This is a genomic window from Mesorhizobium sp. WSM4311, assembly GCF_002295115.1.
Classification (GTDB): domain Bacteria; phylum Pseudomonadota; class Alphaproteobacteria; order Rhizobiales; family Rhizobiaceae; genus Mesorhizobium.
In genome coordinates, this window is sequence record NZ_NSFV01000004.1 from 409,463 (window position 1) to 436,103 (window position 26,641).

Here is a 26,641-nt window from a genome sequence, read left to right on the forward strand (position 1 = left end):
GGGGGCCCCGCCGCTTCGCGAATGGAGCGGCGGGCTATCAACAACGGGGGGCGGGCAGCCATGTATTTTCCGCAATTCTTGGTGGGGATGTTCGCCACGTCGGCCGTAGTGGCGATCTGGGCCGGCATAGAAACTGGATCTGTCGCCAAAGCGCTCGCTTGGACCGTCCTCACACTGATGATGCTGCAGGTTGGATATTTCCTGCTGGCATTTGGGCTTTTCTACAAGCGCTCGACGAAAAGCACCGACACAAAACCGGATACTGCTCATCAGCCCATCCGTCGAGACGGTAGCGTCTCATCGGGCCGATGATGACCGACAGGCCGGCCGCAACCTACTGTGAGCATGACGCCGCCTACGGGCGAAGTGATGGAGTGGCCAGCGCCCGTCAAGCGCCAAAGCCGTTTGGCCGTCATCTGCTTGCGCCATTCCCAAGCTCTGTCGAACGATCCCGACCGTAGACGGCGCTTGCTTGCCGCAGGTTTGCACGACGAAGTGAAGCTTCCCTACCAAGAGTAGTCCTAAAGGCTTGCGGTGCTGGTGAAACTTGAGGCTCGGCCGCGGCTTTCCCGCTTTTTCCTGTCAGTCCCGCTCGCAAACCTGGTCTCCGGGTCGAAAACGCTCCTGGCCGTGCCCGGCAGGTTTCCGAATGTCAGCCTCGGATACGCAAACGGCAAATAACCTGAAAACATTGGAAGACTGTTTGGTGGAGCCAATCGGAATCGAACCGACGACCTCTTGAATGCCATTCAAGCGCTCTCCCAACTGAGCTATGGCCCCACTCCCGGCAGTCAGCCGGCGCCGTTTCCGGCGAAGAGATCAGCGCGGGTTGGAACACCGCGCCGTTAGTGCAGGCGGCTTCTAACCCCGCCTTTCTCAGATATCAAGCCTTGAAGAGCGGCTTTTTGTTCACAGGCCGAGAAAGCCTGCAAACGCTTGCGTCTAGGCCTGTCAGACCTCGTCGTCGTCGTCGCCGACGCCGATCATGTCGGCAACGTCGTCGTCTTCTTCCTCTTCGTCGGCAAGGAAAGTATCATCCTCGTCGTCGCCGAGGTCGACGTCCTCGTCATCGCCGAGATCGGGCAGATCGTCGCCCTTGGCGTCGTCGTCGGCCTCTTCGAGCGAGACGACTTCAACGCCCTCTTCGTCCTCGGCGTCCACTTCCTTCTCGGCCACTTCCTCTTCCTCCTCGAGGGCGGCGATCTTGCCTTCCTCGAAATAGGAACGCGGATAGGTCTTGCCGGTGTAGGGCGAGACGATCGGGTCCTTGTTCAGGTCGTAGAATTTTCGACCCGTCTCAGGATCGATACGCTTTGTGCCAAGTTCGGTTTTTGCCACGGCAAGCCTCGTCAATAAAAGAGTGGTCCCCTTAACCACTGTTTGCGGCGCTGTCAAAGCCAAAAGCCGGCGTCACAAAACCAAGTCCTGAAAGGCCTCGCGGCAAGTGACGACCATGGGGATGACCATTTCGCCTCGCCGTGATACGAGACCGCCGCAACAAATGAAAAGCGCCGGCCCGCCGGCATTCCGTCCAGGGAAATTCCATGTCTCACGCCGCCGCTGCCAAGCCGGCCACCGCCCGCAAATCTCAAGCCCTTTCCGGCACCGCGCGTGTGCCGGGCGACAAGTCGATCTCGCATCGCTCCTTCATGTTCGGCGGCCTCGCCTCCGGCGAAACCCGCATCACCGGCCTGCTCGAGGGCGAGGACGTGATGCGCACGGGCGCGGCCATGAAAGCGATGGGCGCGCATATCGAGAAGCGCGGCGCCGAATGGGTGATCCGCGGCACCGGCAACGGTGCGCTGCTGCAGCCGGAAGGCCCGCTCGACTTCGGCAATGCCGGCACCGGCTCGCGGCTCACCATGGGCCTCGTCGGCACCTATGACATGGAAACCACCTTCATCGGCGACGCCTCGCTGTCGGGCCGGCCGATGGGCCGCGTGCTGGAGCCGCTGCGCCAGATGGGCGTGCAGGTGCTGAAGGCGACGCCCGGCGACCGCATGCCGATCACGCTGCATGGCCCCAAGCACGCCGCCCCGATCACCTACCGCGTGCCGATGGCCTCGGCACAGGTGAAGTCGGCGGTGCTGCTTGCCGGCCTCAACACGCCCGGCATCACCACCGTCATCGAGCCGGTGATGACGCGTGACCACACCGAAAAGATGCTCAAAGGCTTCGGCGCCAATCTTTCGGTCGAGACCGACGAGCGCGGCGTGCGCCACATCTTCATCGAGGGTCAGGGCAGACTGACCGGCCAGACGATCGCCGTGCCCGGCGACCCGTCCTCTGCCGGCTTCCCGCTCGTCGCCGCGCTGATCGTGCCGGGTTCGGACATCGTGATCGAAAACGTGCTGATGAACCCGACCCGCACCGGCTTGCTGCTGACGCTGCAGGAAATGGGCGGCAAGATCGACATCTTGAACCCGCGCAATGCCGGCGGCGAGGATGTCGCCGATCTGCGCGTGCGTTATTCCGAGCTAAAGGGCGTCACCGTTCCGCCCGAGCGGGCACCGTCGATGATCGACGAGTACCCGGTGCTGGCCGTCGCCGCCAGCTTCGCCGAGGGCGAAACGCTGATGCAGGGGTTGGAAGAATTGCGGGTGAAGGAGTCCGACCGGCTGTCGGCCGTCGCCAACGGGCTGAAGCTCAACGGCGTCGACTGCACCGAAGGCGAGGCTTCCCTTGCTGTTCGCGGCAAGCCGGGTGGCAAGGGGCTGGGCGGCCATCCCAACGGCCTGGATACGACCGTGAAGACGCATCTCGACCACCGCATCGCCATGAGTTTTCTGGTGATGGGGCTGGCAACGGAAAAGCCTGTCACCATCGACGACCAGGCGATGATCGCGACGAGCTTTCCGGAGTTCATGGGGCTGATGACGGGGCTGGGCGCGGAGATCAGCTGATTCCCTGCGTCGACGACATGCAATTTCGCCTCTGAGAGCGCAGCGTAGGAATCGCTACAATGATGGGCAGGCAGGTCAATTTCTGGTTGTCGGTCAAAGACCAAACTGATCTTGAGTCCATCGTCCTTTCAAAGGGTTCGTTCGCGGTGCTCAACAGCCATTCGTCGGCCCCGGAGCTTTTGATGAAGGAGAGACTTGAACGAATTCATCCAGACCACAAGGTCGAGCGTTTTCATCTCGTCCCCAAGGCACTTAGCGGGGAAATTGTTTGGGATCACAACAAACATAATGACACGTATGATCCTGACCTCGGCCGCTCACCAGTCGTGCAGTACAACCCGTGCCGGATCGAAGGCAGTTCAATTTTTCAGGGTCGATTTTATTTTCAAGCGCGCTACGTCGACGATCTTGGGCAATTGGTAGAGAAGCATGCGACGTTCAACAAGATAGGCGACTCACTGCTACGCCTAGTCCGGAAAAATCTAAATCATCTGCATAGTGGCTTCTACGCTGGAAATGAGGCTCTGAAGCTGAAAGATGCGGGTTTCCAGTTTCGACCCTAGCACTTACGAGCATTGAGTCTTCGAGGTAGCGAATTGCCCTTTACCATCGCCATAGACGGCCCCGCCGGCGCCGGAAAAGGCACCCTCGCCCGCCGTCTCGCCGACCATTACCGGCTGAACCTGCTCGACACCGGCCTCACCTATCGTGCCGTTGCCTACGCGCTCATCCAGCACGCATTGCCGCTCGACAATGTCTCGGCGGCGGAAACCGCGGCCCGCCAGGTCGATATGGCCAAGCTCGACCGGGCGGTGCTGTCGGCGCATGCCATCGGCGAGGCCGCCTCGAAAGTTGCGGTGTATCCGACCGTGCGGCGCATTCTCGTGGAAAAGCAGCGTGCCTTCGCCAGGACGCCGCCGGGCGCGGTGCTGGACGGGCGCGACATCGGCACGGTCGTCTGCCCCGACGCCGACATCAAACTCTATGTGACGGCAAGCGCCGAGGTGCGGGCCAAGCGTCGGCTGGCCGAGATCGAAAGCATCGGCGGCACCGCCAATTTCGCCGAAATCCTCGCCGACATCGTGCGCCGCGACGAGCGCGACATGGGCCGTGCCGACTCGCCGCTGAAGCCTGCCGCCGACGCGCACTTGCTTGATACCAGCGAAATGGCTATAGAAGCCGCGTTTCTCGCGGCCATGGCGATCGTTGACGACGCGCTGGCCAGGAGAAACAAGGCCTGATCCGGGTTTTCTCCCGCGTTTCCGTTGCCGGAAGCGCAGAAAATACCCATATCGGGCACGAACCAGCCTGCCAGCATTCTTCATGCGCCGGAATTGCCGCTTAAAATGCGGCCCAGGGCTTTTTTAAGCCCGGAACGCCGGCAGGCCAACGCAACGCTAACCCACGGCGCCCCGTCCCGCTCAAAGATGCGGGGCACTCCAGGAGAAACAATGTCAGCTGCAAATCCCACTCGCGATGATTTCGCGAGCCTGCTCGAAGAATCATTCACCACCGGCCACTCCGGCGAAGGTCAGGTCGTCAAGGGCACGATCACCGCCATCGAAAAGGACATGGCCATCATCGACGTCGGCCTCAAGGTCGAAGGCCGCGTGCCGCTGAAGGAATTCGGCGTCAAGGGCAAGGACACCACCCTTAAGGTCGGTGACACCGTCGAAGTCTATGTCGAGCGCATCGAGAACGCGCTTGGCGAAGCGATGCTTTCGCGTGAAAAGGCCCGCCGTGAAGAGAGCTGGGTCCGTCTCGAAGAGAAGTTCACCAAGGGTGAGCGCGTCGAAGGCGTCATCTTCAACCAGGTCAAGGGCGGCTTCACCGTCGACCTCGACGGCGCCGTGGCCTTCCTGCCGCGCAGCCAGGTCGATATCCGCCCGATCCGCGACGTCTCCCCGCTGATGCACAACCCGCAGCCATTCGAGATCCTCAAGATGGATCGCCGCCGCGGCAACATCGTGGTGTCGCGCCGCACCGTGCTCGAGGAGAGCCGCGCCGAACAGCGTTCGGAAATCGTGCAGAACCTCGAAGAAGGCCAGGTTGTCGAAGGCGTCGTCAAGAACATCACCGATTACGGTGCGTTCGTCGACCTCGGCGGCATCGACGGCCTGCTGCATGTCACCGACATGGCCTGGCGCCGCGTCAACCATCCGACCGAAATCCTCAACATCGGTCAGACGGTCAAGGTGCAGATCATCCGCATCAACCAGGAAACCCACCGTATCTCGCTCGGCATGAAGCAGCTCGAGAGCGACCCGTGGTCCGAGATCGGCACCAAGTTCCCGATCGGCAAGAAGATCAAGGGCACCGTCACCAACATCACCGACTACGGCGCGTTCGTCGAGCTGGAGCCGGGCATCGAGGGCCTCATCCACGTTTCGGAAATGTCGTGGACCAAGAAGAACGTGCATCCCGGCAAGATCCTGTCGACGACCCAGGAAGTCGACGTGGTGGTGCTCGAGGTCGATCCGGCCAAGCGCCGCATCTCGCTCGGCCTCAAGCAGACGCTGGAGAATCCGTGGGAAGCCTTCGCACGCAGCCATCCGGTCGGCAGCCAGGTCGAGGGCGAGGTCAAGAACAAGACCGAGTTCGGCCTGTTCATCGGCCTGGAAGGCGACGTGGACGGCATGGTGCACCTCTCCGACCTCGACTGGACTCGTCCGGGCGAGCAAGTCATCGAAGAGTACAATCGCGGCGACATGGTCAAGGCGCAGGTGCTCGACGTCGACATCGACAAGGAGCGCATCTCGCTCGGCATCAAGCAGCTGGCCCGCGACACGGTCGGCGAAGCGGCGACTTCGGGCGAACTGCGCAAGAACGCCGTGGTCACCTGTGAAGTCATCGGCGTCAAGGATGGCGGTCTCGAAGTGCGGCTGGTCGACAGCGGCATCGAGACCTTCATCAAGCGCTCCGACCTCAGCCGTGACCGCGACGAGCAGCGCCCCGAGCGCTTCACCGTCGGCCAGAAGGTCGATGCCCGCGTCATCGCCTTCGACAAGAAGACCCGCAAGCTGCAGGTCTCGATCAAGGCGCTGGAAATCGCCGAAGAGAAGGAAGCGGTCGCCCAGTACGGCTCGACCGACTCCGGCGCTTCGCTGGGCGACATCCTGGGTGCCGCGCTGAAGAAGCAGGGCAACTAAGGCGTCAGCCATAGCCAGCACGCCTCGCGTCCGGCCTTACAAAAAGACCCGCCGGAGCGATCCGGCGGGTCTTTTCTTTACGGGAACATAAACTTCATCGCGTATTTGCCGGTGGTCCAACGGAACACTTCCATGAGCACTGGCGCCATTCGTGCCGCTGCGCAGCCTTCGGGGTTGCTGCGCCTTTACACCAGCATGCCTGTCCTGTTCTGCTTTTGCGCAATGGCGATCCTGACGACCGCTCTGTGGTGCCTGGGCTTCCAGCTCAACAATGACGCGGACGATCTCCTCAAGCTGCACGAAATCCGCACTTTGCTTGAAACGGGCAACATCTTCGACCGCACGCTGCCCGGTATCGTCCAGCCAGAGCCTTATGTCTCACACTGGCCGTGGATCGTGGACCTGCCCTACGCCGCCTTCGCGCGCCTGTTCGCGCCGTTTGCCGGCTTCGAGCCGGCTCTGACGCTGGCAAGCTTTGCCGTCCCGCTGCTGCTGCTGGCGCCCGCGCTCTATTTCTACAATAGGCTGGTGACAGCCATCGGCTTTGCCTACCCGGCCGTGGCATTGCCGTTGGCCTTGATCTTTGCCGCGCGCAGCTTTTTCGAATTCGCCCCGGGACGGATCGACTATCACAATCTGCAAATCCTGCTTCTGCTGGCGGCGCTGGTTTTGATGATGTCGCAGAACCGCTTTTCGGCCTTCGTCAACGGGCTGCTGACCGCCCTGGCAATCGCCGTCAGCGCCGAATTCGCGCCGTTCTACGCGCTGGTGATGGCGGTCTATGCCTTCGACTGGATCTTCGACCGCGAGGGCGGTGAAAGCAGGATCGTCGGTTTCGGGCTTGCCTTGACCGTCGGAGCAATCGCCCTGTTCGCGGCGATCGTGCCACCCTCTGCCTATACCGCGGTCAGATGCGACACCTATTCGACGCCGCATGTCACGGCACTGGTCGCGGCCGGGCTTTCATTCGCCGTCGTGCCTTTGCTTGCCGGCCGGCGTGGAGGGTGGCCGATGCGCTCGGCAATTCTACTGGTGTTCGCGGCGGCCAGCGCTGCGGTGCTGGCGGTGTTGTTCCCGCAATGCCTGGCCAGCCCCTATGCTTCGATCGACGCCTATGTCCGCGACAATATGATCAACAGAATTCTCCAGGAATTGAGCCTGTTTCGGCGCCCCGATGTCGTCCTGTCGACAGGTTTTCTCAGCATGGCGCTGCTGTTTATCGGCGCGCTTGCGCCAGCCGTGATCTGCGCCAGGCCGGAAGGCCGAAGCCGGCCTCTCGTCATATTGGCGCTGTTCGCGCTGGTCTCGCTGGCGCTTGCGATCGGTTATGTCCGCTACTACCGCTACCTTCCGATCTTTTCCGGCATCGGCCTCATCTTCGCCCTGGCGAGCCTCCTGCCGAATGCGGGGTTGGGTCGTTATTTGAAATCTCCGGTGCCGGCGGCATCGCACGGATACGCACTGATCCTGCCCGGTCTCGTTTTGTCCGGAGCAATGGTGCTGTACCATTTGTCGGTAAAACCGGCACACGCGGCGGTTCCCGCCGCGGAACTTGCCGACGGCTGCTATTCCAGCCCTTTTGAACCGGAACAGGGTTGGCCGTCCGGCGCAATCGTTCTTTCTCCACCGCTGATCGGCTCGCGTTTCGTCGCCCTTGCTGAAGGTCCCAAGGTGGTGACGATCCCCAACCATCCATCGGCCAAGGGCATCGAGCGCAGCTATCGTTTTCTGGATCCGGCGACCGCCGACCCACGCGCGATACTCGATGCCTCCAAGGCAACGCATGTGGCGATTTGCGCCTGGCGAGGCCCGCCATTGCCGGGACTGGAAGCCGCCTATCCATTCGCGGCGGGCCTGATTGAAGGCCGGCCGCCGGCATGGTTGCGGGAGTGCCCGACGAAAGCTTCATCGCCGTTGCGCATCTACAGCTATCGCAACGCCGATGGATCGGATGCCGCGTGCCCGACTTCGACGCTCGCCGCTCAGGCCCGGCCGTAGAGCGGCACCAGCGTTCCGCTCATCGCCTGGTTGGCCGGCGAGGCGAGATAGGCGATGGCTTCGGCCGCCGCCTCGAGGCTGACCCATTTGCTGAAATCGGCATCCGGCATGTCGGCGCGGTTTGCCGGCGTGTCGAGCGTCGACGGCGCCACGGCATTGACCAGGATGCCCTTTGCCTTGAGTTCTTCGGCCATCGCCACAGTCATGGCCGCGACCGCCGCCTTGCTGGCGGTGTAGGCGACCATGCCGGCGCCGCGCCTGGGGTCGAGCCCGGCGCGCGCGGTGACATTGACGATGCGGCCTGATGTGCCCGACGCCAGCATCGAGCGGATCGCCGCGCGGCTGCACAGGAAGGTGGTGCGGGCGTTGGTGTCCATCATCTCGGCAAAGGATGCCGATTCGATCTTTTCCACCGGCGCCATCGTGAAGCCGCCGGCGAGATGGATCGATCCCCACAAGGCAGGAACCTGGGCATAGAAGGCTTCGACCTTGGCGGAGTCCGATAGGTCGACATTGTGCGCCAGCTTGACGTTGTCGTGGGCGGTGAAAGGAAATTGCTGGGGTGCTGCGGCGTGCGCGTTCGGCACGTGGCAGATAGCGCCCTGTTCCAGCAGCCGGCCAACCACCGCACCGCCGAGCGCGCCGGTCCCACCGGTCACAACGATATGCCTGCCTTGAAGTGTTTCCGTCATCCTGGACCGCTCCTGTCGTATTTTTATGATTGTGTCGCTTGTTGTGCCGCCCCGACGCGAAGCGTCGCGCCTTTCGGGCGATCACTCAATTGATATCTCGACATGGCAGCCGTCGCGTCTTTGCATGCGTCACAACGCATATTATGGCAATGGCATCAGTCATGCGGCCGTTGCGGTACAACAGCCGAGCCGACGAATGGTCCGATGCAGACGAGAAAAATCAACGCTGGGCTGAAGCCTTCAATCGACGGTGATTTCGATGACGCAAGGCAATCCGGTTGCCCGGGCGCGCTTCAAGGCCTGTGGCAAGGCGCCGATATTGGCGAGCCGTTCGGCACCGATGCCATAGGCTTCGGCGAGCTTGCAGAAATCCGGGGGCGCCGGCGAGACCCCGACGGGCTCGACGCCGACATCGAGCATCGAGGTCTCGATCTCGCGATAGCCCCTGTTGTTCCAGACCACGAAGATGACCGGCGCCTTTGCATCGAGCGCCGCGCCAAGTTCGGGCAAGGTGAACTGGAAGCCGCCATCGCCGGTCAGGCAGACAACCGGCGCGTCGGGCACGGCAAGTGCGGCGCCGATCGCCGCCGGCGGGCCGTAGCCAAGCGCGCCGAAGCCGGTGGCGGCGTTGAACCAGCCGCCCGGCCGGTCGTGATCATAGCAGAGGTTGGCGGCGTAGACCGGCTGCGTCGAATCGCCAACGATGATGGCCCCCGGCAAGGCATCGCGGATCATTTCCACGGCATGCACCTGCGCCAAATAGGCCGGGCTCAGCTCGGCGGATGCCGCCCTCCGTGCGGCGGCGGCGCGCACCTCGCCGTCCGGCACGGCAGGGTGAGCGGAACCGATCGCGGCAAGCAAGGCTTCGATCGCCTCGGCGCAGTCGGCCTGGATGCCGACCGTCACCGGGCGGCGTGCGAGCTGGTCGGCGCCGATGTCGATGCGAATCAGGTTGGAAGGCAGCACAAAGCCGCCGTCGCCATAGCCGTCATAGTCGGTCGGGCCGAATTCGGTGCCGGCGGCAATCACCAGATCGGCCTCGGCCATCAGGGAGCGAACCGCTTTCAGGCTTGGGCTTGCCGGCACGCAGAGCGGGTGGCGGTGCAGCAGGCCACGCGCGTTGGTGGTCTCGACGACCGGCGCGCGCAGTGTCTCGGCCAGGCGCCGCAGCGCCGTCTCGGCTCGCTTGGCGCCGCCGCCGGCCAGGATCAGCGGCCGGCGCGCGGCGGCGATGAGTTTGGCAGCCGTGGCAATGGCCGCGCCATCCGGCGCCGGAGGCGCCGCGTTGCTCAACAGTGCCGCGATATCGTCGGCCGGCTCGACCATGACATCGGTCGGGATCTCGATATGCACCGGGCCCGGCCGCGAGGATGAAAACAGCGCGAAGGCCTGTGCCAGCGCGTCAGGCAATTCGCTGGCCCCGATGACACGCCGCGACAGCAACGCCACCTTTTCCATCATGCCGCGCTGGTCCGGCAGCTCATGCAGGAAGCCCAGCCCCTTGCCCAGCGTCGGCATTGCGTTGACGCCCGATATGACCAGCATCGGCACCGAATCGGCGCGCGCCTGGCCCATGGCGGTGATGGTGTTGGTCAGCCCCGGCCCGGTGATGACGAAGGCGACGCCTGGCCTGCCGCTGGCGCGGGCATAGCCGTCGGCCATGAAGCCGGCACCCTGTTCATGGCGCGGCGTGACGTGGCGGATCTTCGAGCGCGCAAGGCCACGGTAGAGCTCGACGGTGTGGACGCCCGGAATGCCGAAGACGGTATCGACGCCATGCGCTTCGAGCAGCGTGATCAGGGCTTCGCCGAGTGTTGTCATTGATTGTCTTCCCTTTCCGGCGCGAGGCCCAGTTCGGCCTCTACAGTCTTGATGCCGATCGCCGCCAATTCGCCGGGCGAGAACATGTCGCCGGCCAGGCAGCCTTCGATCCAGAGCCCGTCGATGATGGCATTGATCGCGATGGCATGGTGGCGCAACTGGCTTGCATCCGGTTCGCGCCGTTCGGCGGCGAGCACCTCGGCCACAACGGCTTCCACCTCGTTGCGAAAGCCAAGGTAGCCCTCGCGGTGGGCGCGAGCCAGGCTTGGATCCGCACCGGCGCGGCCGATGAAGGTTGCCCAGAGTGAAAATACCCGCGCGTCGATGATCGGCACGTTGAGGTTGGCGGTGACGAAAGCGGCAAGGCGCTGGCGCGGCGAGGCATCTTCCATGACCAACGCCGCTTTCGCCTGCTCGGTCATGCGGCCCATGAGGGCGGCATAGGCTTCCTGCAGCAGTTCTTCCTTGCCGGGGAAATAGTGCCGGATCAGGCCGGCGGTGACGCCGGCGCGCAATGCGATGGTGCGCAAGGTGGCGCCCTGCAGGCCATGTTCCGCCACGCTGTCCAGAGTTGCCTCGATCAGATCCTGCCGCCGCCGCTCCTCGCCCTCGCGACGGAACCTGCGGCGGGATGGCGTATTCATTGGCGCAGGATTGGCCGCGTCAGGCATGTCGGCCCGCCTTCGCAGGCGATGCAGAGCGCATCCGCCTCGAAGATCTCGACCGTGCAGCCGGCGGCTTCCATCGCGGCTTTGGTCTTTGGAAAGCCGGCGACGGCAATGACCTTGAGCGGGTTGGTCGGCAGCACGTTCAGGCTGAGGCCGTTGGAAGCCGCGAACTCTTCTGCATCGCCTTCGACCAGACGGATGCCGCGCGCCTTCAGCATCTGATAGAAAGGGGCCGGCAAAAGCGGTGAATAGACCAAAGCGAGGTCGTCGGCCAGCGGGCTGATCACAGACATCAGATGCAGGCAGGCCTCTTCGCCCTGCCACAACGGAAGGTCAAAGCCGTAGACGGAAACGCCCAGCGGCGTCAGCAGGTTGGAGATCTGCTGGATGCCTTCCTGGTTGGAACGGACACCGCGTCCAATCACCAGCGTGCGCGCATCGAGCCAGACACAGTCACCGCCTTCGACCTGGCCTGGGGCCTCGACGCGGCCAAGGATCGGAATGCCCAGCCTTCTGTAGGTCTCCTCGTGCAGCGAGGGCTCCCGGGCGCGCAACGGCTTGCCCATGGACAGAATCAGTGCGCCGCGGTCGGTCATCAGCGATGGGTCGTGCGTGAACACCGAGTCCGAAAGTCCATCGGCCTGGTCCTCGATCCATTCGATTTCAGCGCCGGAGGCCGCCACCAGTTCGGCAAGCGCCGCGTGCTGCGATGCTGCTTTCGCCGGATTGAATCCTGGGCCATAGTGCCAGGCAGCTCTGTCGGCGTCGCGCATCGCGTTGGCCGCCGACCGCATCAGCACGCGTCGCAGCGGCGCTGCCATGGATTGTGATCCGAAAGCGCTCATCGAAGCCCTTTTTTTGCTGAAAAAAACCGAGAAAATTTCATGGAGGGCTATTTATACACTTGCACAACAAGCTCGCAAGTGCCGTAATGAGCGGGATTGACGGGCTCGCGCCGTTGGGTCCATGCTGAAGTCTGGAGCGGGGCAGTACAGCGTATATGTTGATTAGCCGGATAGACGTTCGACGAACTGCCGACGACGATGCAGAGGTCAGCCGGTGAGCGCTGTGGAAGCTGCCGCAGTCTCATCCGGCAAGGCGCAGAGTGGCGCCGCCGAAGCCATCCATGTCGAAAACCTGCACAAGAAATTCGGCCAGTTGCATGTGCTGAAGGGCGTGTCGCTCTCGGCGCGCGACGGCGAGGTGATCGCCATCATCGGCGGCTCGGGTTCGGGCAAATCGACGCTGCTGCGCTGCATCAACTGCCTGGAAAATCCGACCAGCGGCATCATCCGCGTCAACGGCGAGGAGATCAAGCTCAAGGCGGACAGCCATGGCCACACCGTTCCGGCCGACCGCAAGCAGATTGAGCGCATCCGCTCCAAGCTCGGCATGGTGTTCCAGAACTTCAACCTGTGGAGCCACATGACGCTGATCGAAAACGTCATCGAGGTTCCCGTGCACGTGCTCGGCGTCAAGCGCGACGAGGCGATCGCCCAGGCCGAAAAACTGCTGGCGCGCGTCGGACTTGCCGAAAAGCGCGACGTCTATCCGGCCTATCTTTCTGGCGGGCAGCAGCAGCGCGCCGCGATCGCCCGCGCGCTCGCCATCAATCCGCGCGTCATGCTGTTCGACGAGCCGACCTCGGCGCTCGACCCCGAACTGGTCGGCGAGGTGCTGAAGGTTATCGGCGATCTGGCGCGCGAAGGCCGCACCATGGTGCTGGTCACCCATGAGATGAAATTCGCCCGCGAGGTCGCGACCCATGTCGTCTATCTCTACAACGGGCTGGTCGAGGAAGAAGGGCCGCCGGAGCAGATCTTCGGCGCGCCGAAATCCGAAAGGCTCAAGCAGTTCATCCGCAACGTCGGCTAGGGACAGGCCGGGACGGACGAAAACCGGGAACCAACAACAAACTGGGAGTTTGAAATGAAGACTGTTCTGAAGACATTCGCCGCGGCGCTGCTGCTCGGCGTCGCCGCCATGGGTGTGGCCAAGGCCGATCCGGTCAAGATCGGCGTCGCCGCCGAGCCCTATCCGCCCTTCACCTCACCGGATGCTTCGGGCAAATGGGTCGGCTGGGAGATCGACTTCATCGATGCCGTGTGCGCCGAGGAGAAACTCGACTGCGTCATCACGCCTGTCGCCTGGGACGGCATCATCCCGGCGCTGACCACCAAGAAGATCGACCTCATCGTCTCGTCGATGTCGATCACCGACGAGCGCAAGAAGACGATCGACTTCTCGGACAAGTACTACAACACGCCGACGGCGATCATCGGACCGAAGGACCAGAAGTTCGGCGCCACGCCTGACGACCTGAAGGGCAAGGTGGTCGGCGTCCAGGTGTCGACCGTCCACGCCGTCTACGCCAAGAAGCATTTCGGCGCGACCGCCTCTGAAATCAAGGAATACCAGACCCAGGACGAAGCCAACCAGGATCTCGCCGCCGGCCGCCTCGATGCGGTGCAGGCCGATTCCATCGCGCTTGGCGAATTCCTGAAGTCCGACCAGGGCAAAGCCTGCTGCGACCTGAAGGGCATGGTGGCTCCGGACGACGAGGTGCTCGGGCCGGGCGTCGGCGCCGGCGTGCGCAAGGAAGACACCGACCTGAAGGAAAAGATCAACGCCGGCATCAAGGCGATCCGCTCCAACGGCAAGTATGACGAGATCTCGAAGAAATATTTCGATTTCGACATTTACGGCGGCTCGACGCAGTCGAACTGACGCCCCGCGCATGAGCCGGAGGGCATGACGCCATAGTCGTGCCCTCCCGCCTATCCTTCCCACGCATGCCTGCCGCCGGCCGCTGGCGTCGGCGGAAAGAGCCAGCAATCCGGGGGCAAAGCTGATCGACGCGTTTCTTCCGGCCTCGGCGGCCGGTATCATCGAACTTCTCTCGCCCGCGCCCATCGGCTGGGGCGGCACACTCATGCTCGGGCTGTTGCATTCGCTCGAGATTGCCGTCGGCGCCACGATCGTCGGCCTGTTCATCGGTATCTGCGGCGCCTATGGCAAACTCTATGGCGGACCTGTCGTGCGCGACCTGCTCGCGGTCTACACCACCGTGGTGCGCGCCGTGCCGGAACTGGTGCTGATCCTGCTGCTCTACTATGCCGGCACCGACCTGATTAACCAGGTGCTGACCGCTATCGGTTACCAGCGTGTCGATATTAGCGGGCTGGTGGCCGGCATAGCCGTGCTCGGCTTCTGCCAGGGCGCCTATTCGACGGAAGTCATGCGCGGCGCGATCCTGGCCATCCCGCAAGGCCAGATCGAAGCCGCCCGCGCCTTCGGCATGTCTCCCGGCCTTCTCTTGCGGCGCATCACGCTGCCGGCGATGCTGCCCTTTGCCATTCCAGGTCTCGCCAATCTGTGGCTGATCGCGACGAAGGACACCGCGCTGCTGGCCGTCGTCGGCTTCTTCGAGTTGACGCTGGCGACACGGCAGGCGGCAGGCGTCACCAAGGCTTATCTGATATTCTATCTCGCCGCCGGCGTTCTCTATCTCGCGGTGACGCTGTTTTCGAACTTCCTGCTTGGCCGCGCCGAGAAATGGGCGCGGCGGGGCATGCCTTCGGTCAAGGAGGCACGCTGATGGCGGGCGAAGCGGCCATCATCAACACGGCGGCGCGCGCCTCGCTCTGGCTGCAGCCGCATCGCATCGTCCTCGTCCTGATCGCGCTGGGGCTGGTGCTGTCGGCCGCCTATTTCATGCGCTGGAACTGGCTGCCGCAATATTGGGAAATGGGCCTGATGGGCATCTGGCGGGCCCTGTGGATCCTGGCCGTCACCTGCGCGCTCGGCTTCCTGATCGCAGTGCCGGTCGGGCTGGCACAGGCCGCCGGCTCAATCTGGGTCGCGGCGCCGGCGAAAGTCTTCTGCACCATCATCCGCGGCACGCCGCTGCTTCTGCAGCTGTGGCTGCTCTATTACGGGCTGGGCTCGCTGTTCCCGCAATATCCATGGATCCGCGACTCCTGGATGTGGCCCTATCTGAGGCAGGCATGGCCGTACGGCGTTCTGGCTCTCACGCTGTCCTTCGCCGGTTACGAGGGCGAAGTGATGCGCGGCGCCTTTGCCGGCGTGCCCAAGGGGCAGTTGGAAGCCGCCCGCGCCTTCGGCATGAGCCGCTGGAAGATCCTCCGGCGCATCTGGCTGCCGCAGGCCTTCTACCGGGCGCTGCCGACGCTGACCGGCGAGACCGTGCTGCAGTTGAAGTCGACGCCGCTGGTGGCGACAATCAGCGTGATCGATATCTTCGCCGTCGCCGGCAAGGTGCGGCAGGACACCTACCTTACTTATGAACCCTTGCTGCTGCTGGCGTTGATCTATATGGCGATCACCGGCATTCTGGTCCTTGCCCTCAGCCGGATCGAGGCGCGGATTCCGGTCAAGGTCGGTTAGTGAGGAGCGAGGAGCGAGTAGCGAATAGTGAGTAGAAGCGGCTCGCTTCATGCCCTATTCACTACTCCCTACCCACTACTCCCTTAGAGGCAGCTACTATGCAACTCAGTCTCGACCAGGCAAGAGGACTGTGCCGGATGGCGGCACTCGGCGCCGGCGCCAATGAGGAGGCGGCGCAGTCGCTCACCGCCTCGATCATCGCCGCCGAGGCGGAAGGGCTTTCGACCGTCGGCCTGTCGCATTTCATCGATTATCTCGAAGCGCTGGAGGCCGGGCGCATCGACGGCAATGCCGATCCGGTGATCACAAGGCCGGCGCTGGCCGTCTATCTCTCCGATGCACGCGGCGGACTGGCGCATACCGGCTTCGACCGGACGATCGACGATCTTGCCAAGGCGGCAAAGCTGTTCGGCGTCGCCATCTTCTCGCAGAAGAACGCCTATACGTGCGGCGCGCTCGGCTACTTTACCGGCAGGCTGGCTGCGCAGGGGCTGGTGTCTTTCGCCGCGACCAACGGCCCGGCGGTTCTTGCCGGCTCGGGCTCGGTCAAGCCGGTCTATTGCACCAACCCGATGTCGTTTGCCGCGCCCGCCGCCGACGGCGCGCCGCTGGTCATCGACCAGTCGTCGAGCGCCACTGCCTTCGTCAACATCCGCAAGGCGGCCGAAGACGGCAAGAAAATCCCCGAAGGCTGGGCGCTGGACGCCAGCGGCAACCCGACCACCGACCCGGCGGCGGCCATGAAGGGCGCCATGCTTGCCTTTGGCGGCCAGCGCGGCGCCAACATCGCGCTGATGGTCGAAGTGCTGGCTGCCGGCCTGTCGGGCGCCAACTGGTCGCTCGACGCGCCGTGGTTCACCGGCGGCCCGGATAGCCCCGGAACCGGCCTGTTCGTGCTGGCCGTCGAGCCCAAGCTGCTCGATCCGGATTTCGAACAGCGCATGAAGGACCAGCTCGACCGCCTGCGCCGCCGCTTCGGCGTGCATGTTCCCGGCCGCGCCCGGGCTGAAACCGCCGAGAAGGCGCAGGCGCGCGGCATCACCGCGCCCAAGGCGGTGGTGCAGCGGATTTCCGAATTCGCCGAGCGCTATTCGGCCTGAATTGCGACCGCGCCGGAGCGAAACGTTGGCGACCAGGCGTCGGCGGCCAGCGCCAGCAACACCTCGTCCACGCCTGATGTGAGCGCGATACCGAACTGCTCAGGACGGCAAGTGTGTTGCCGATCGCCGTCAGCGCGAATGGGCGGTGAACTTGAAGGCGCCGCTGTCATGCCGCGCATCCCAGTGCGCTAGGCCCAGATCACGGCCGACGGCTTCGGCCTTGTCCCGGCCGGCGATGGCCTCGATCAGGGTCGGCATCATCGGTGATCCCCGTTGTCGTCGCGACACTTTGATCGACGACGAAGCGCCGGTCGGCGACATAATGCATGTCGCCCAAAAGTGGCCCCGGTTTTGGGAGAACGACATGCATAAAAACAAAGACCTGAAGCGCGTCGCATGAATCCGTTCAGACGCGACGCGCTTTAGTGGATCGTGGGATGTTTCTCGCGGAGCCCGCCTACGGAATACCGCATTCATGTCGCCCCGGCGGTGCGATTTTTTGCGCCTTCGTGAACCTTCCCGCATGTCGCGGCGACCAATGGCTGTCCGGGTCGGGGTTGCCCGGTCGGTGTCTCCTGTCGAATGCGTCCAGGGCTGGGGCGGGCGTCTTACGCCACGCTGATACCGTCTCAGGTCAGGCCGCCTCGTTGGACCCTGGTTTCGGCATGAGCTTCACCCGGAAAACCCCGCTTCGGCGGGGTTTTCTGCGTTTCGTGCTGCTGGTGACCGCCTGGTTCCACTGGTGATCATGGGCCACGGTTGTCGGGTGCCGAAAAGTCCCCTTTGTAGGCCGCGATCCTCTTGTTCCTCGCCATTCGCGGCGGCAAACGCCACTCGGTCGAGGCCCGCATCGGCAAGGCACTCTGACGAGCTTTCAAGAGGGGTGACGCGACGACGCGTCACCCTTTGCCTTTGACGCAAAACCGACTATGAAACGGCTTCAGCCAAGCCATCTGGAAAGTGCGCCGGAGCCAGCCATGACCGAAATCCTGCAGACCCCAAAGCTCGTCGTCGTCTTTGGCGGGTCTGGCTTTGTCGGCCGCCATGTCGTGCGCGCGCTGGCCAAGCGCGGCTATCGAATCCGGGTTGCCTGCCGGCGGCCCGATCTTGCCGGCCATTTGCAGCCGCTCGGCAATGTCGGTCAGATCCAGCCGGTGCAGGCCAATGTGCGCGTGCGCTGGTCAGTCGACCGCGCCGTGCAAGGAGCCGACCATGTCGTCAATCTCGTCGCCATCCTGCATGAGACCGGCCGGCAGAAATTCCCCGCTGTGCACGAATTCGGCTCCCGCGCGGTCGCCGAGGCGGCGCGTTCGGTCGGTGCCGGGCTGACCCATATTTCAGCGCTTGGCGCAGATGCGGACTCCGAATCGGATTACGCGCGCACCAAGGCACTTGGCGAGAAGGCCGTGCTCGAGACGATCAACGACGCCGTGATCTTCCGGCCGTCGATCAATTTCGGACCGGAAGACAGCTTCTTTAACCGCTTTGCCAGCATGGCGCGCTATTCGCCGGTGCTGCCACTGATCGGCGGCGGCCAGACCAAGTTCCAGCCGGTCTATGTCGGCGACGTCGCCGAAGCGGTGGCGCGCTCGGTCGACGGCAAGATCAATCGCGGCCAGATCTACGAACTCGGCGGCCCCAACGTGCTCACCTTCAAGAAGTGCATGGAAGAGCTGCTGACCGTGATCGAGCGCAAGCGCCTGCTGGTGCCGGTGCCGTGGTGGGTGGCCAACATCCAGGCCTCGATCCTCGGCCTGTTGCCCAATCCGATGCTGACCAAGGACCAGGTGATGCAGCTGCGCGAGCACAACATCGTCTCGGAAGCCGCCGCCAAGGCCAACAGGACACTCGCCGGGCTCGGCATCCAGCCGCAATCGATCGGGACGATCCTGCCCAGCTACCTCTGGCGCTTCCGCGCCGCCGGCCAGTTCCAGCAGCGCAAGCCCGCGGCTTGATTCACCGCAACCGCCTGAAAGGCACGCCTAGCGCGGCGTGACCTGCATAGGTAGCCCACCTTGCGGTTGGGTCGTCAGCTTCTGCACCGGCCAAGGCCTGGTCTCGGCAGTGGTGTCGAAGCGGAAGCGCGACAAGAGGATGGCGAGCGCGATGATCGCCTCCTGCATGGCGAAGCTGGCACCGATGCAGACGCGCGGCCCCGCACCGAAGGGCAGATACTGGAAGCGATCGATCTTTTCACGGTTGCCCGGGTGGAAGCGCTCGGGCAGGAAGGCATCGGGCCTGTCCCACAGCTTCCTGTGGCGGTGGACGACCCAGGGCATGACCAGCACGGCCGCGTGCTTGGGGATATAAAGATCCTTCCACATCTCCGGCTCGATCGGCTCGCGGTTGATGGAGGGCGCCGGCGGATAGAGCCGGAGCGCCTCGTCGAAGGCGGCGCGGGTCAACGGCATGGCGTCGAGCCACTTCGTCGGATCGGGTTCGCGCGCCAGCACCTCATCGATCTCCTGCTCGACCCGATTGCGTTCCCATGGCGATTCGGCGAGGCAGTAAAGCGTCCAGCCCAACGCCCGCGCGGTGGTCTCATGACCGGCGCCGATGAAGGTGATGATGTTGTCCTCGACCTCCGAGCGCGTCAGCCCGTCGGGACCTTCGGCCTTGAGCAGCAGCGTCAGGAAATCCTGCGGCACCGCATCGGGATCGCGCCTGAATTTCTCCTCGCGCATCTTGACCGTATCGGTCACGATCTTGCGGAAATAGGCCATGGTCTTGCGGCCGCGGATGCGGGTCAGACGCGGCAGCCAGTCGGGGGCGCGCAACAGATCGAGCGGATCGACACGGCCCATGGTCTCGAACAGGCGGTCGATCTCGTTGGCGAAACTGCCCGGCTCGCCCGCGATCTCGCCGGAAAACAGCGTCTCGGCCAGGATATCATAGGTGAGCAATGTCATGTCGTGGGCGATGTCGGATGTGCCGCCCGCCTCGTAGCGGGTGACGAACTCCCTGGTGCGTTTCAGCATCGGCTGGGCAAAGCCGAAGATATGGCGCGGCGTGAACACCGGCGCCATCGCCTTGCGCGACCGTTTCCACACTTCGCCCTCGGCGGTCAGCAGGCCATCGCGCAGGATTGGCCGAAGGATCTTCTGGCGCACCGTCGCCATCTTGTAGTTCTTGGCGTTGTCGACCAGCACATGGCGGATGAGGCCGGGATCGTTGGCGACGATCAGATGGCCACCGACGCCATTGGCGGAAATCCACGGCTCGTTGTAGGTCGGCTCGCCCCAGAGTTCGAGCGGATTGCGATAGACGATGCGGATCATCTCCAGCGTCGAAGGCGGCGAGGTGCGCGGCTTCGGCGCGGGAGGAACGAAGGGGGCGGGCTGAATGTCCATGAAGTGCTCCGCTGCTCACATCAATGTAGTGGCTGGCGATCCCGGCGTCCATGTGACCGGACGGCAGGCAATTCTCGGCGCCCGGCAGACGCTCCGTTCATCCGATCGTGACCGCCCGCTCCGGCATCCCGCCTTGTCCGCCGGCACGCTCTGCCGTAGTGACAGTCACCAACAGATACCGCCTGACAAAGGAGCCCGCCTTGAAGCACCAGTTGAGCATCATCATCGGCAGCACGCGGCCCGGCCGCGCCGGCCCGGTTTTTGCCGAGTGGCTGGAGACATTTGCGCGCCAGCACGGGAAATTCGAGCCGGTGCTGACCGACATCGCCGCGTTCCATCTGCCGGTGCTGGACGAGCCCCACCATCCAAGGCTTGGCAATTATCAGAACGACCACACCAAGGCCTGGTCGAAGGCGATCGACGCCGCGGACGCCTTCGTGTTCGTGGCGCCGGAGTATAATTATTTCGCAGCGCCCGCGATCGTCAACGCGATCGACTACCTGCTGCGCGAATGGAAGTACAAGCCGGCCGCCATTTTCAGCTATGGCGGCGTGTCCGGCGGCCTGCGCGCTGCGCAGGCGCTGAAGCCCCTTTTGACGTCGGTGGGGATCATGCCGATCCCGGAAGGCGTCGCGCTGCCGATGTATCAGAAGCTGCTCGACGAGAACGGCGCCTTCAGCGCCAGCGAACAGGTGACCGGCGGCGCCAGGACCATGCTGGACGAGCTGTTGCGCTGGAGCGAAGCGCTGAAGCCGCTGCGCGCTGCCTGAATGGGCCGGTGTTTGGCCAAACGCGCCGGCTTGCCCGCGCCGTAAAGAGGTGGAATGGTCGGCAAGTGACTGAGCCGGGGGCGGTTCGACTTGCGCTTGCTGTTTGCCTTGCTGCTGACGATTGCGACCACCGCCACCGCGGTGGCGGAACGGCGCGTGGCGCTGGTCATGGCAGAGGACGACTATCGGTTGGTGCGGCCGCTGGCCAATCCCATCCATGACGGCGAGGCTATGGAAGCCGCGCTTAAGAAGCTCGGCTTCGAGGTCACCCTGGAAACCAACCGCGACCTTCGACGCATGCGGCGCGCGCTCGACGACTTTCGCCAGGATGCCAAGGGCGCCGATGTCGCAATGGTCTATTTCTCCGGCCATGGCGTCGAAATCTCAGGCGACAACCGGCTGCTGCCGGTCGATGCCGACGCGTCTTCGCTCGATCAACTGAACAAGACCAGTCTGCCGCTGGAGGAGGTGCGCGATGCCGTCGCCGCGACCGCCAAGGTCGGGCTGATCGTGCTCGATGCGTGCCGCAGCGATCCCTTCTCGGCAAGCAGCGGCGAAGGGCGTAGCGCGACTTCGCTGGCGAAGGATGTCGCCGACAAGGTCAAGCCGGGCCTCGGCCGCGTCGGGCGTGCCGAGAACATCCTGTTCGCCTTCTCGGCCGCCCCGGGCGAGACCGCCGCCGACGGCACCGGCCAGAACTCGCCCTTCGCGACCGCGCTGACCAAATATCTCGGCACGGATGGATTGGAGATCCGCTCGGTGCTGACGCTGGTGCAGCAGGAGGTCTATGACCTGTCCCACGGCAAGCAGTTGCCCTATGTCGAAAGCGGCCTGCCGAAATTGTTCTTTGCCGCTGCGGCCAAGGAACAGCTGCCGGAGCGCGAACGGCTGCTGCTCGCCATGGCCGACGTGACCCCGGAAATGCGCGGCGAGGTCGAACAGATCGCCAGCGACGCCGACATGCCGCTGGCGCCGCTTTATGGCGCGCTGATCAGTTCCGACGCCAGCCATCTCTCCGCCGACAGCCTGAACGTCCGGCTGCGCGAGGCCGCCGACGCCTTCGTCAAGGTGCGCGGCGAAATGAAGACGCTCGCCTCCGACGATCCGCAGGTGGCGGAATTGCGCCGGCAGGCCGAGGAACAGCTTTCGCTCGGCGCCTTCGATGGTGCCCGCGCTCTTCTGGCCAAGGCCGCCGACATCGACAATGTTTCGCGCCAGGCGCTGAAGGTCAATTTCGTCAGCCGCACCCTGTCCGAGGCCGCGACGCGTTTCCTATCCGGTGGTGCGGCGCGCGCCGACCTCGACTACGCCACGGCCATCGGTGACTATGAATCGGTGCTGGCGCTCTATGGCGAGGCTGGGCAGACCTCGCTCAACCTGGAGCAGGCCGATCGCCAGAGCCGCACGCTGGAGGAACTCGGAATTCTCTATACGACAGTGGGCAATGTCGAGGCGGCCGGCCGCGCCTTTACCGCACTGTTGGCCAACCTCGAACAGCGGTCGCGCCAGGAAACCGACCCCAGCGTCAAGCGCGATCTCGCCATCAGCCACATCAAGCTCGCCAACATAAAGATGGTGCAGGGCGACCTGCCAACCTCTCTGGAGCACTATGAGGCGGCCCGGGACATGCTGCAGGACCTGACCGCAAGCACGCCGGACGAGAAAGGCTGGCTCGGGGATCTTGCCATGGCCAATGACAAGATCGGCAACGTGCTGGCAACGCAGGGCGATGTGGGTGCGGCGGCCAAGGCCTACCAGGAAAGCCTGTCGATCAAGCAGCAATTGGCCGATACCCAGCCGAACAGCGCCTACCTGCTGCGCGACGTGACCATAACCTATGATGAAATCGGCGACCTTGCCCGGACCGCCGGGCAGTTGGACGGCGCCCAGACGGCCTTTGGAGAGAGCCTGAGAATTCGGCTTGCGCTGGCCGCGAACAAACCCGAGGACCCTGAACGCCAGCGCGCGGTTTCCGTCAGCCACGAGAGGATCGGGGATGTACTGCGCGAGCGCGGCGACGCCGCCGGTGCGCTCGTGGCCTACAGCAAGAGCCAGGCGATCGCCGAGGAACTGGTCCGCCGTGACCCTAACGACACCGACTTGAAGCGCGACCTGTCGATCAGTTACGCCAAGATCGGCAACGCGCTCAACGACCAGGAGAACTGGCCGGCCGCGCTGGCTTCCTATCAGCAAGCGCTGGCCGTGGCGCGCGAACTTGCCGCCGATGACCCTGGCAACACCGACTGGCAGCGCGACCTGTCGGTCTGCCTGGAAAAAGTTGCCGGTGTGCTTGATGCCCAGGGCAATGTCGGCGGCGCATTGCAAAACTACCAGGATAGTCTTGCCATTGTCGACCGGCTGACCAAGCTCGATCCAGGCAATTCCGACTGGCAACGCGACCTGTCGATCACGCTCTCGGAAATCGGCATGCTGGAGACCAAGCAGCGCCACTTCGAGGGCTCCGAGAAGGCCTTCGAGGCCAGCCTCGGCATCCGCCAGAAACTGGCCCAGTCCGATCCGAACAATGCGATCTGGCAATTTGATCTGGTACAGGCCTACATCAACTATGCGTATGTGGCGAAGGATCCGAAGGCTGTGCTGACCAAGGCGCTGAACCTGACGCTGGAGCTCGACCGCACGGGTCGGCTGGCTCCAAGAGACAAACCCACGATCAAATATTTGCGCGGCCTTCTCGCCAAATTGAACGCCCGGAAAAAATAGCCGGGTGCCAGCCCGGGATTCGGCCTGGAAATGCCCGCAAACCTTGGAAAAACCGCCTTTAGCGCCTATATCTGCGCTATATCAGACGCGCGATTCGGGGCCGATTTTTCGCGCTGTACAAGCGGCATCTAGACAATAGGTTTTCATGAGCGACCAGATCGAGAACACCAACGGCGCCGAAGCCGAATACGGCGCCGATTCCATCAAGGTTTTGAAGGGCTTGGACGCAGTCCGCAAACGCCCGGGCATGTATATCGGCGACACCGACGACGGTTCGGGCCTGCATCACATGGTCTACGAGGTGGTCGATAACGCCATCGACGAGGCCCTGGCAGGGCACGCCGACCTCGTCACCGTGACGCTCAACCCCGATGGTTCGGTGACGGTGATCGACAATGGCCGTGGCATTCCGACCGATATCCACACCGGCGAAGGCATTTCGGCGGCCGAAGTGATCATGACGCAGCTGCATGCCGGCGGCAAATTCGACCAGAATTCCTACAAGGTGTCGGGCGGCCTGCATGGCGTCGGCGTCTCGGTGGTCAACGCCCTTTCGGCATGGCTGAAGCTCAAGATCCGCCGCAACGGCCAGATCTTCGAAATGAGCTTCACGCACGGCAATGCCGATGCGCCGTTGAAGGCCACAGGCAGCTACGAGCAGGACAGGCAGCCCGGCACCTATGAGGGCCGCAGCGGCAGCTCGATCACCTTCTTCCCGTCGGCCGAAACCTTCACCATGGTCGAGTTCGACTTCGGCACGCTGGAGCACCGCCTGCGCGAGCTCGCCTTCCTCAATTCCGGCGTGCGCATCATACTGACCGACGCCCGCCACGCCGACGTCGTGCGGCATGAACTGCACTATGATGGCGGTCTCGAGGAGTTCGTCAAATATCTCGACCGGGTCAAGAAGCCGCTGATCGAGAAGCCGATCGCCATCAAGGCCGAGCGCGACGGCATTACCGTCGAAGTGGCGATGTGGTGGAACGACAGCTACCATGAGAACGTGCTGGCCTTCACCAACAACATCCCGCAGCGCGATGGCGGCACCCATCTGGCCGGTTTCCGTGGCGCGCTGACGCGCCAGATCACCGGTTATGGCGACTCCTCGGGCCTGACCAAGAAGGAAAAGGTCTCGCTGATCGGCGATGATTGCCGCGAAGGGCTGACGGCGGTGCTGTCGGTCAAGGTTCCCGATCCGAAATTCTCGTCGCAGACCAAGGACAAGCTGGTTTCCTCCGAGGTCCGCCCGGTGGTCGAGGGGCTGGTCAACGAGGCGCTCGGCACCTGGCTGGAAGAGCACCCGACCGAAGGCAAGGTGGTCATCGACAAGGTGATCCAGGCGGCGGCGGCGCGCGAAGCCGCGCGCAAGGCGCGCGACATCACCCGCAAGAGCTCGCTCGGCGTCACCTCCTTGCCCGGCAAGCTGGCCGACTGCCAGGAGCGCGATCCGGCGAAATCCGAAATCTTCATCGTCGAGGGTGACTCGGCCGGCGGCTCGGCCAAGGGCGGCCGTTCGCGCCAGAACCAGGCCATCCTTCCCCTGCGCGGCAAGATCCTCAATGTCGAGCGGGCGCGTTTCGACCGCATGCTCGGCTCCGACATGATCGGCACGCTGATCACGGCGCTCGGCACCTCGATCGGCAAGGACGAGTTCAACGCCGACAAGCTGCGCTACCACAAGATCATCCTGATGACCGACGCCGACGTCGACGGCGCCCATATCAGAACCTTGCTGCTCACCTTCTTCTTCCGGCAGATGCCGGAGCTGATCGAGCGCGGCCATCTCTACATCGCCCAGCCACCGCTTTACAAAGTGACGCGCGGCAAGAGCTCGCAATACATCAAGAATGAAAGCGCCTTCGAGGAGTTCCTGATCGAGTCCGGGCTGGAGGACGCTTCGCTGACGCTGGGCTCGGGGGAAGTGCGGACCGGGCAGGATCTGCGCGGTGCGGTCGACGATGCGCTGGCTGTGCGCCAGCTCATCAACGGCCTGCACACGCGCTATAACAGAGGCGTGGTCGAACAAGCGTCGATCGCCGGCGGTCTCAACCCCGACGTCTTCAGCGATCTTGGCCGCGCCAACGCCATGGCGGAGCGGATCGCACAGCGCCTCGACATCATAGCCGAGGACACCGAGCGCGGCTGGACCGGCCGGATGTCGACCTCGAATGACGGCAGCGGCGGCTATGTCTTCGAGCGCACCGTGCGCAGCGTCAAGGAATACGCCCATCTCGACATGGGGCTGGTCAATTCGGCCGACGCCCGCCAGCTCGACCGCTACGCACAGCGCCTCAGCGAGGTCTACGGGACGCCGCCGGTGCTGCGCCGCAAGGATGTCTCCGAAACCGTCTCGGGACCGCTGGCGCTGCTCAACGCAGTCTTTGCGACCGGCCGCAAAGGGCTGACCATGCAGCGCTACAAGGGTCTCGGCGAGATGAACGCCGAGCAATTGTGGGAAACCACGCTCGACCCGAATGTACGGTCGCTGCTGCAGGTGAAGGTCAACGACGCGACCGATGCCGACAGCCTGTTCTCGCGGCTGATGGGCGACGAGGTCGAGCCACGGCGCGAATTCATCCAGGACAACGCGCTGTCGGTCGCCAATCTGGATATTTGATGCATGTCACGCAAAACCGTGCAGCGGTTTTGGGCGAACGACATGCACACGAGCTTAAAGCGCGCCGGCTGAATCCGCTTCAATGCGACGGGCTTTGAGACTGTAGCGATGCGCTGAAGAAGTCTGCCAGGGCAGCGCTCGGCGCTGATGGAACGCGGCCCGGTCAAAGCCGGGCGCATCGATGCAGATGTCGGGAGGGGTCGCGCGCCGTCGAAGCCTCGGATTTCCGCTTTTGCCCGATGCGATCCATGGGTCAAACCGCAACAGGATCATTTGAGACATTGCTGCGGAGCCGCGCTCCGAATTGTTCCATCGCCGGCAAACAAAATCATTTTCTAGCCCGCCGGAACGGAAGTCCTCACGGGACATTGTGCCAACATCGATCACAATTTCCCACAGGAGGCTTTCATGGGACGTGGCATTTTGCTCTGGTTGCTCGGTATTC

At 63.7% G+C, this 26,641-nt stretch carries 22 protein-coding genes, 1 tRNA gene and 2 pseudogenes; 16 read left to right on the top strand and 9 right to left on the bottom strand.

Annotated elements, in window-relative coordinates:
• The first annotated feature begins 60 nt into the window (after positions 1 to 60).
• Positions 61 to 312 carry a hypothetical protein gene (locus CK226_RS12750; protein WP_179301039.1) on the top strand — a complete coding sequence of 84 codons (252 nt, stop codon included), beginning with the start codon at positions 61 to 63 and terminating at the stop codon, positions 310 to 312.
• A gap of 392 nt (positions 313 to 704) precedes the next feature.
• Here CK226_RS12750 and CK226_RS12755 read toward each other — a convergent pair.
• Positions 705 to 780, bottom strand: a tRNA-Ala gene (locus CK226_RS12755).
• A gap of 171 nt (positions 781 to 951) precedes the next feature.
• Positions 952 to 1,338: a TIGR02300 family protein gene (locus CK226_RS12760; protein ID WP_095771615.1), complete on the bottom strand. Its 387-nt coding sequence runs from the start codon at positions 1,336 to 1,338 to the stop codon at positions 952 to 954.
• Positions 1,339 to 1,544: 206 nt separating this feature from the next.
• Between CK226_RS12760 and aroA the strand changes: the two genes are divergently transcribed.
• The 5 genes from aroA to CK226_RS12785 all read left to right on the top strand — a co-directional run bounded on the left by aroA (position 1,545) and on the right by CK226_RS12785 (position 8,050).
• Complete coding sequence (gene aroA, locus CK226_RS12765; RefSeq protein ID WP_095792041.1) at positions 1,545 to 2,903, top strand: 3-phosphoshikimate 1-carboxyvinyltransferase; 1,359 nt, start codon at positions 1,545 to 1,547, stop codon at positions 2,901 to 2,903.
• A gap of 59 nt (positions 2,904 to 2,962) precedes the next feature.
• Positions 2,963 to 3,466 (top strand): hypothetical protein, encoded by a 504-nt coding sequence (locus tag CK226_RS12770; protein WP_095771613.1) that lies wholly within the window; start codon positions 2,963 to 2,965, stop codon positions 3,464 to 3,466.
• Between the two features lie 33 nt (positions 3,467 to 3,499).
• Positions 3,500 to 4,144: a (d)CMP kinase gene (gene cmk / locus CK226_RS12775; protein ID WP_095771612.1), complete on the top strand. Its 645-nt coding sequence runs from the start codon at positions 3,500 to 3,502 to the stop codon at positions 4,142 to 4,144.
• 210 nt (positions 4,145 to 4,354) lie between these two features.
• Positions 4,355 to 6,052 carry a 30S ribosomal protein S1 gene (gene rpsA / locus CK226_RS12780; RefSeq protein WP_095789457.1) on the top strand — a complete coding sequence of 566 codons (1,698 nt, stop codon included), beginning with the start codon at positions 4,355 to 4,357 and terminating at the stop codon, positions 6,050 to 6,052.
• 132 nt (positions 6,053 to 6,184) lie between these two features.
• A complete protein-coding gene (locus tag CK226_RS12785; RefSeq protein WP_095792042.1) occupies positions 6,185 to 8,050 on the top strand; it encodes a hypothetical protein in 1,866 nt (621 codons plus the stop codon).
• Here the strand turns inward: CK226_RS12785 and CK226_RS12790 are convergent.
• The 4 genes from CK226_RS12790 to CK226_RS12805 all read right to left on the bottom strand — a co-directional run bounded on the left by CK226_RS12790 (position 8,035) and on the right by CK226_RS12805 (position 12,076).
• Positions 8,035 to 8,742 carry an SDR family NAD(P)-dependent oxidoreductase gene (locus CK226_RS12790; RefSeq protein ID WP_019862788.1) on the bottom strand — a complete coding sequence of 236 codons (708 nt, stop codon included), beginning with the start codon at positions 8,740 to 8,742 and terminating at the stop codon, positions 8,035 to 8,037. The genes CK226_RS12785 and CK226_RS12790 overlap by 16 nt on opposite strands.
• A 240-nt stretch (positions 8,743 to 8,982) precedes the next feature.
• The gene (locus CK226_RS12795; RefSeq protein ID WP_095792043.1) at positions 8,983 to 10,563 is read right to left on the bottom strand and encodes a 5-guanidino-2-oxopentanoate decarboxylase; all 1,581 of its coding nucleotides are present in this window, start codon (positions 10,561 to 10,563) and stop codon (positions 8,983 to 8,985) included.
• Complete coding sequence (locus tag CK226_RS12800; RefSeq protein ID WP_179301040.1) at positions 10,560 to 11,207, bottom strand: TetR family transcriptional regulator C-terminal domain-containing protein; 648 nt, start codon at positions 11,205 to 11,207, stop codon at positions 10,560 to 10,562. The genes CK226_RS12795 and CK226_RS12800 overlap by 4 nt, the downstream gene beginning before the upstream one ends.
• Complete coding sequence (locus CK226_RS12805; RefSeq protein ID WP_095771607.1) at positions 11,204 to 12,076, bottom strand: dimethylarginine dimethylaminohydrolase family protein; 873 nt, start codon at positions 12,074 to 12,076, stop codon at positions 11,204 to 11,206. Before CK226_RS12805 ends, CK226_RS12800 begins: the two co-directional genes overlap by 4 nt.
• A gap of 214 nt (positions 12,077 to 12,290) precedes the next feature.
• Between CK226_RS12805 and CK226_RS12810 the strand changes: the two genes are divergently transcribed.
• The 5 genes from CK226_RS12810 to CK226_RS12830 all read left to right on the top strand — a co-directional run bounded on the left by CK226_RS12810 (position 12,291) and on the right by CK226_RS12830 (position 16,738).
• Positions 12,291 to 13,106, top strand: coding sequence for an ABC transporter ATP-binding protein (locus CK226_RS12810; protein WP_095792045.1), 816 nt, complete (start codon positions 12,291 to 12,293; stop codon positions 13,104 to 13,106).
• 54 nt (positions 13,107 to 13,160) lie between these two features.
• Positions 13,161 to 13,958 carry a transporter substrate-binding domain-containing protein gene (locus tag CK226_RS12815; RefSeq protein ID WP_019862782.1) on the top strand — a complete coding sequence of 266 codons (798 nt, stop codon included), beginning with the start codon at positions 13,161 to 13,163 and terminating at the stop codon, positions 13,956 to 13,958.
• Positions 13,959 to 14,163: 205 nt separating this feature from the next.
• Entirely contained in the window at positions 14,164 to 14,829 is a 666-nt protein-coding gene (locus CK226_RS12820) for an ABC transporter permease (RefSeq protein WP_095792046.1), read from the top strand.
• Entirely contained in the window at positions 14,829 to 15,638 is an 810-nt protein-coding gene (locus tag CK226_RS12825; RefSeq protein WP_095789494.1) for an ABC transporter permease, read from the top strand. The genes CK226_RS12820 and CK226_RS12825 overlap by 1 nt, the downstream gene beginning before the upstream one ends.
• 98 nt (positions 15,639 to 15,736) lie before the next feature.
• Positions 15,737 to 16,738 (top strand): Ldh family oxidoreductase, encoded by a 1,002-nt coding sequence (locus tag CK226_RS12830; RefSeq protein ID WP_095771605.1) that lies wholly within the window; start codon positions 15,737 to 15,739, stop codon positions 16,736 to 16,738.
• Positions 16,739 to 16,743: 5 nt separating this feature from the next.
• Here CK226_RS12830 and CK226_RS12835 read toward each other — a convergent pair.
• Positions 16,744 to 17,063 (bottom strand): annotated as a pseudogene (locus CK226_RS12835) (transcriptional regulator); the annotation flags it as partial.
• A gap of 385 nt (positions 17,064 to 17,448) precedes the next feature.
• Between CK226_RS12835 and CK226_RS35520 the strand changes: the two are divergent.
• Together CK226_RS35520 and CK226_RS12850 are read left to right on the top strand one after the other, a co-directional pair.
• Positions 17,449 to 17,605, top strand: a pseudogene (locus tag CK226_RS35520) (DoxX family protein); the annotation flags it as partial.
• Between the two features lie 110 nt (positions 17,606 to 17,715).
• Entirely contained in the window at positions 17,716 to 18,693 is a 978-nt protein-coding gene (locus CK226_RS12850; RefSeq protein ID WP_095792171.1) for a complex I NDUFA9 subunit family protein, read from the top strand.
• Between the two features lie 27 nt (positions 18,694 to 18,720).
• Here CK226_RS12850 and CK226_RS12855 read toward each other — a convergent pair whose 3' ends face one another.
• Positions 18,721 to 20,088 (bottom strand): cytochrome P450, encoded by a 1,368-nt coding sequence (locus tag CK226_RS12855; protein ID WP_095792047.1) that lies wholly within the window; start codon positions 20,086 to 20,088, stop codon positions 18,721 to 18,723.
• 200 nt (positions 20,089 to 20,288) lie between these two features.
• Between CK226_RS12855 and CK226_RS12860 the strand changes: the two genes are divergently transcribed.
• The 3 genes from CK226_RS12860 (at position 20,289) to gyrB (ending at position 26,196) form a co-directional block, all read left to right on the top strand.
• Positions 20,289 to 20,858 (top strand): NADPH-dependent FMN reductase, encoded by a 570-nt coding sequence (locus CK226_RS12860; protein ID WP_095792172.1) that lies wholly within the window; start codon positions 20,289 to 20,291, stop codon positions 20,856 to 20,858.
• A gap of 90 nt (positions 20,859 to 20,948) precedes the next feature.
• Positions 20,949 to 23,579 (top strand): caspase family protein, encoded by a 2,631-nt coding sequence (locus CK226_RS12865; RefSeq protein ID WP_245437741.1) that lies wholly within the window; start codon positions 20,949 to 20,951, stop codon positions 23,577 to 23,579.
• Positions 23,580 to 23,724: 145 nt separating this feature from the next.
• Positions 23,725 to 26,196 carry a DNA topoisomerase (ATP-hydrolyzing) subunit B gene (gene gyrB, locus CK226_RS12870; protein ID WP_095771602.1) on the top strand — a complete coding sequence of 824 codons (2,472 nt, stop codon included), beginning with the start codon at positions 23,725 to 23,727 and terminating at the stop codon, positions 26,194 to 26,196.
• A 54-nt stretch (positions 26,197 to 26,250) separates the two neighbouring features.
• Here gyrB and CK226_RS34375 read toward each other — a convergent pair whose 3' ends face one another.
• Positions 26,251 to 26,565 carry a hypothetical protein gene (locus CK226_RS34375; protein ID WP_143750383.1) on the bottom strand — a complete coding sequence of 105 codons (315 nt, stop codon included), beginning with the start codon at positions 26,563 to 26,565 and terminating at the stop codon, positions 26,251 to 26,253.
• Positions 26,566 to 26,641: the final 76 nt, after the last annotated feature.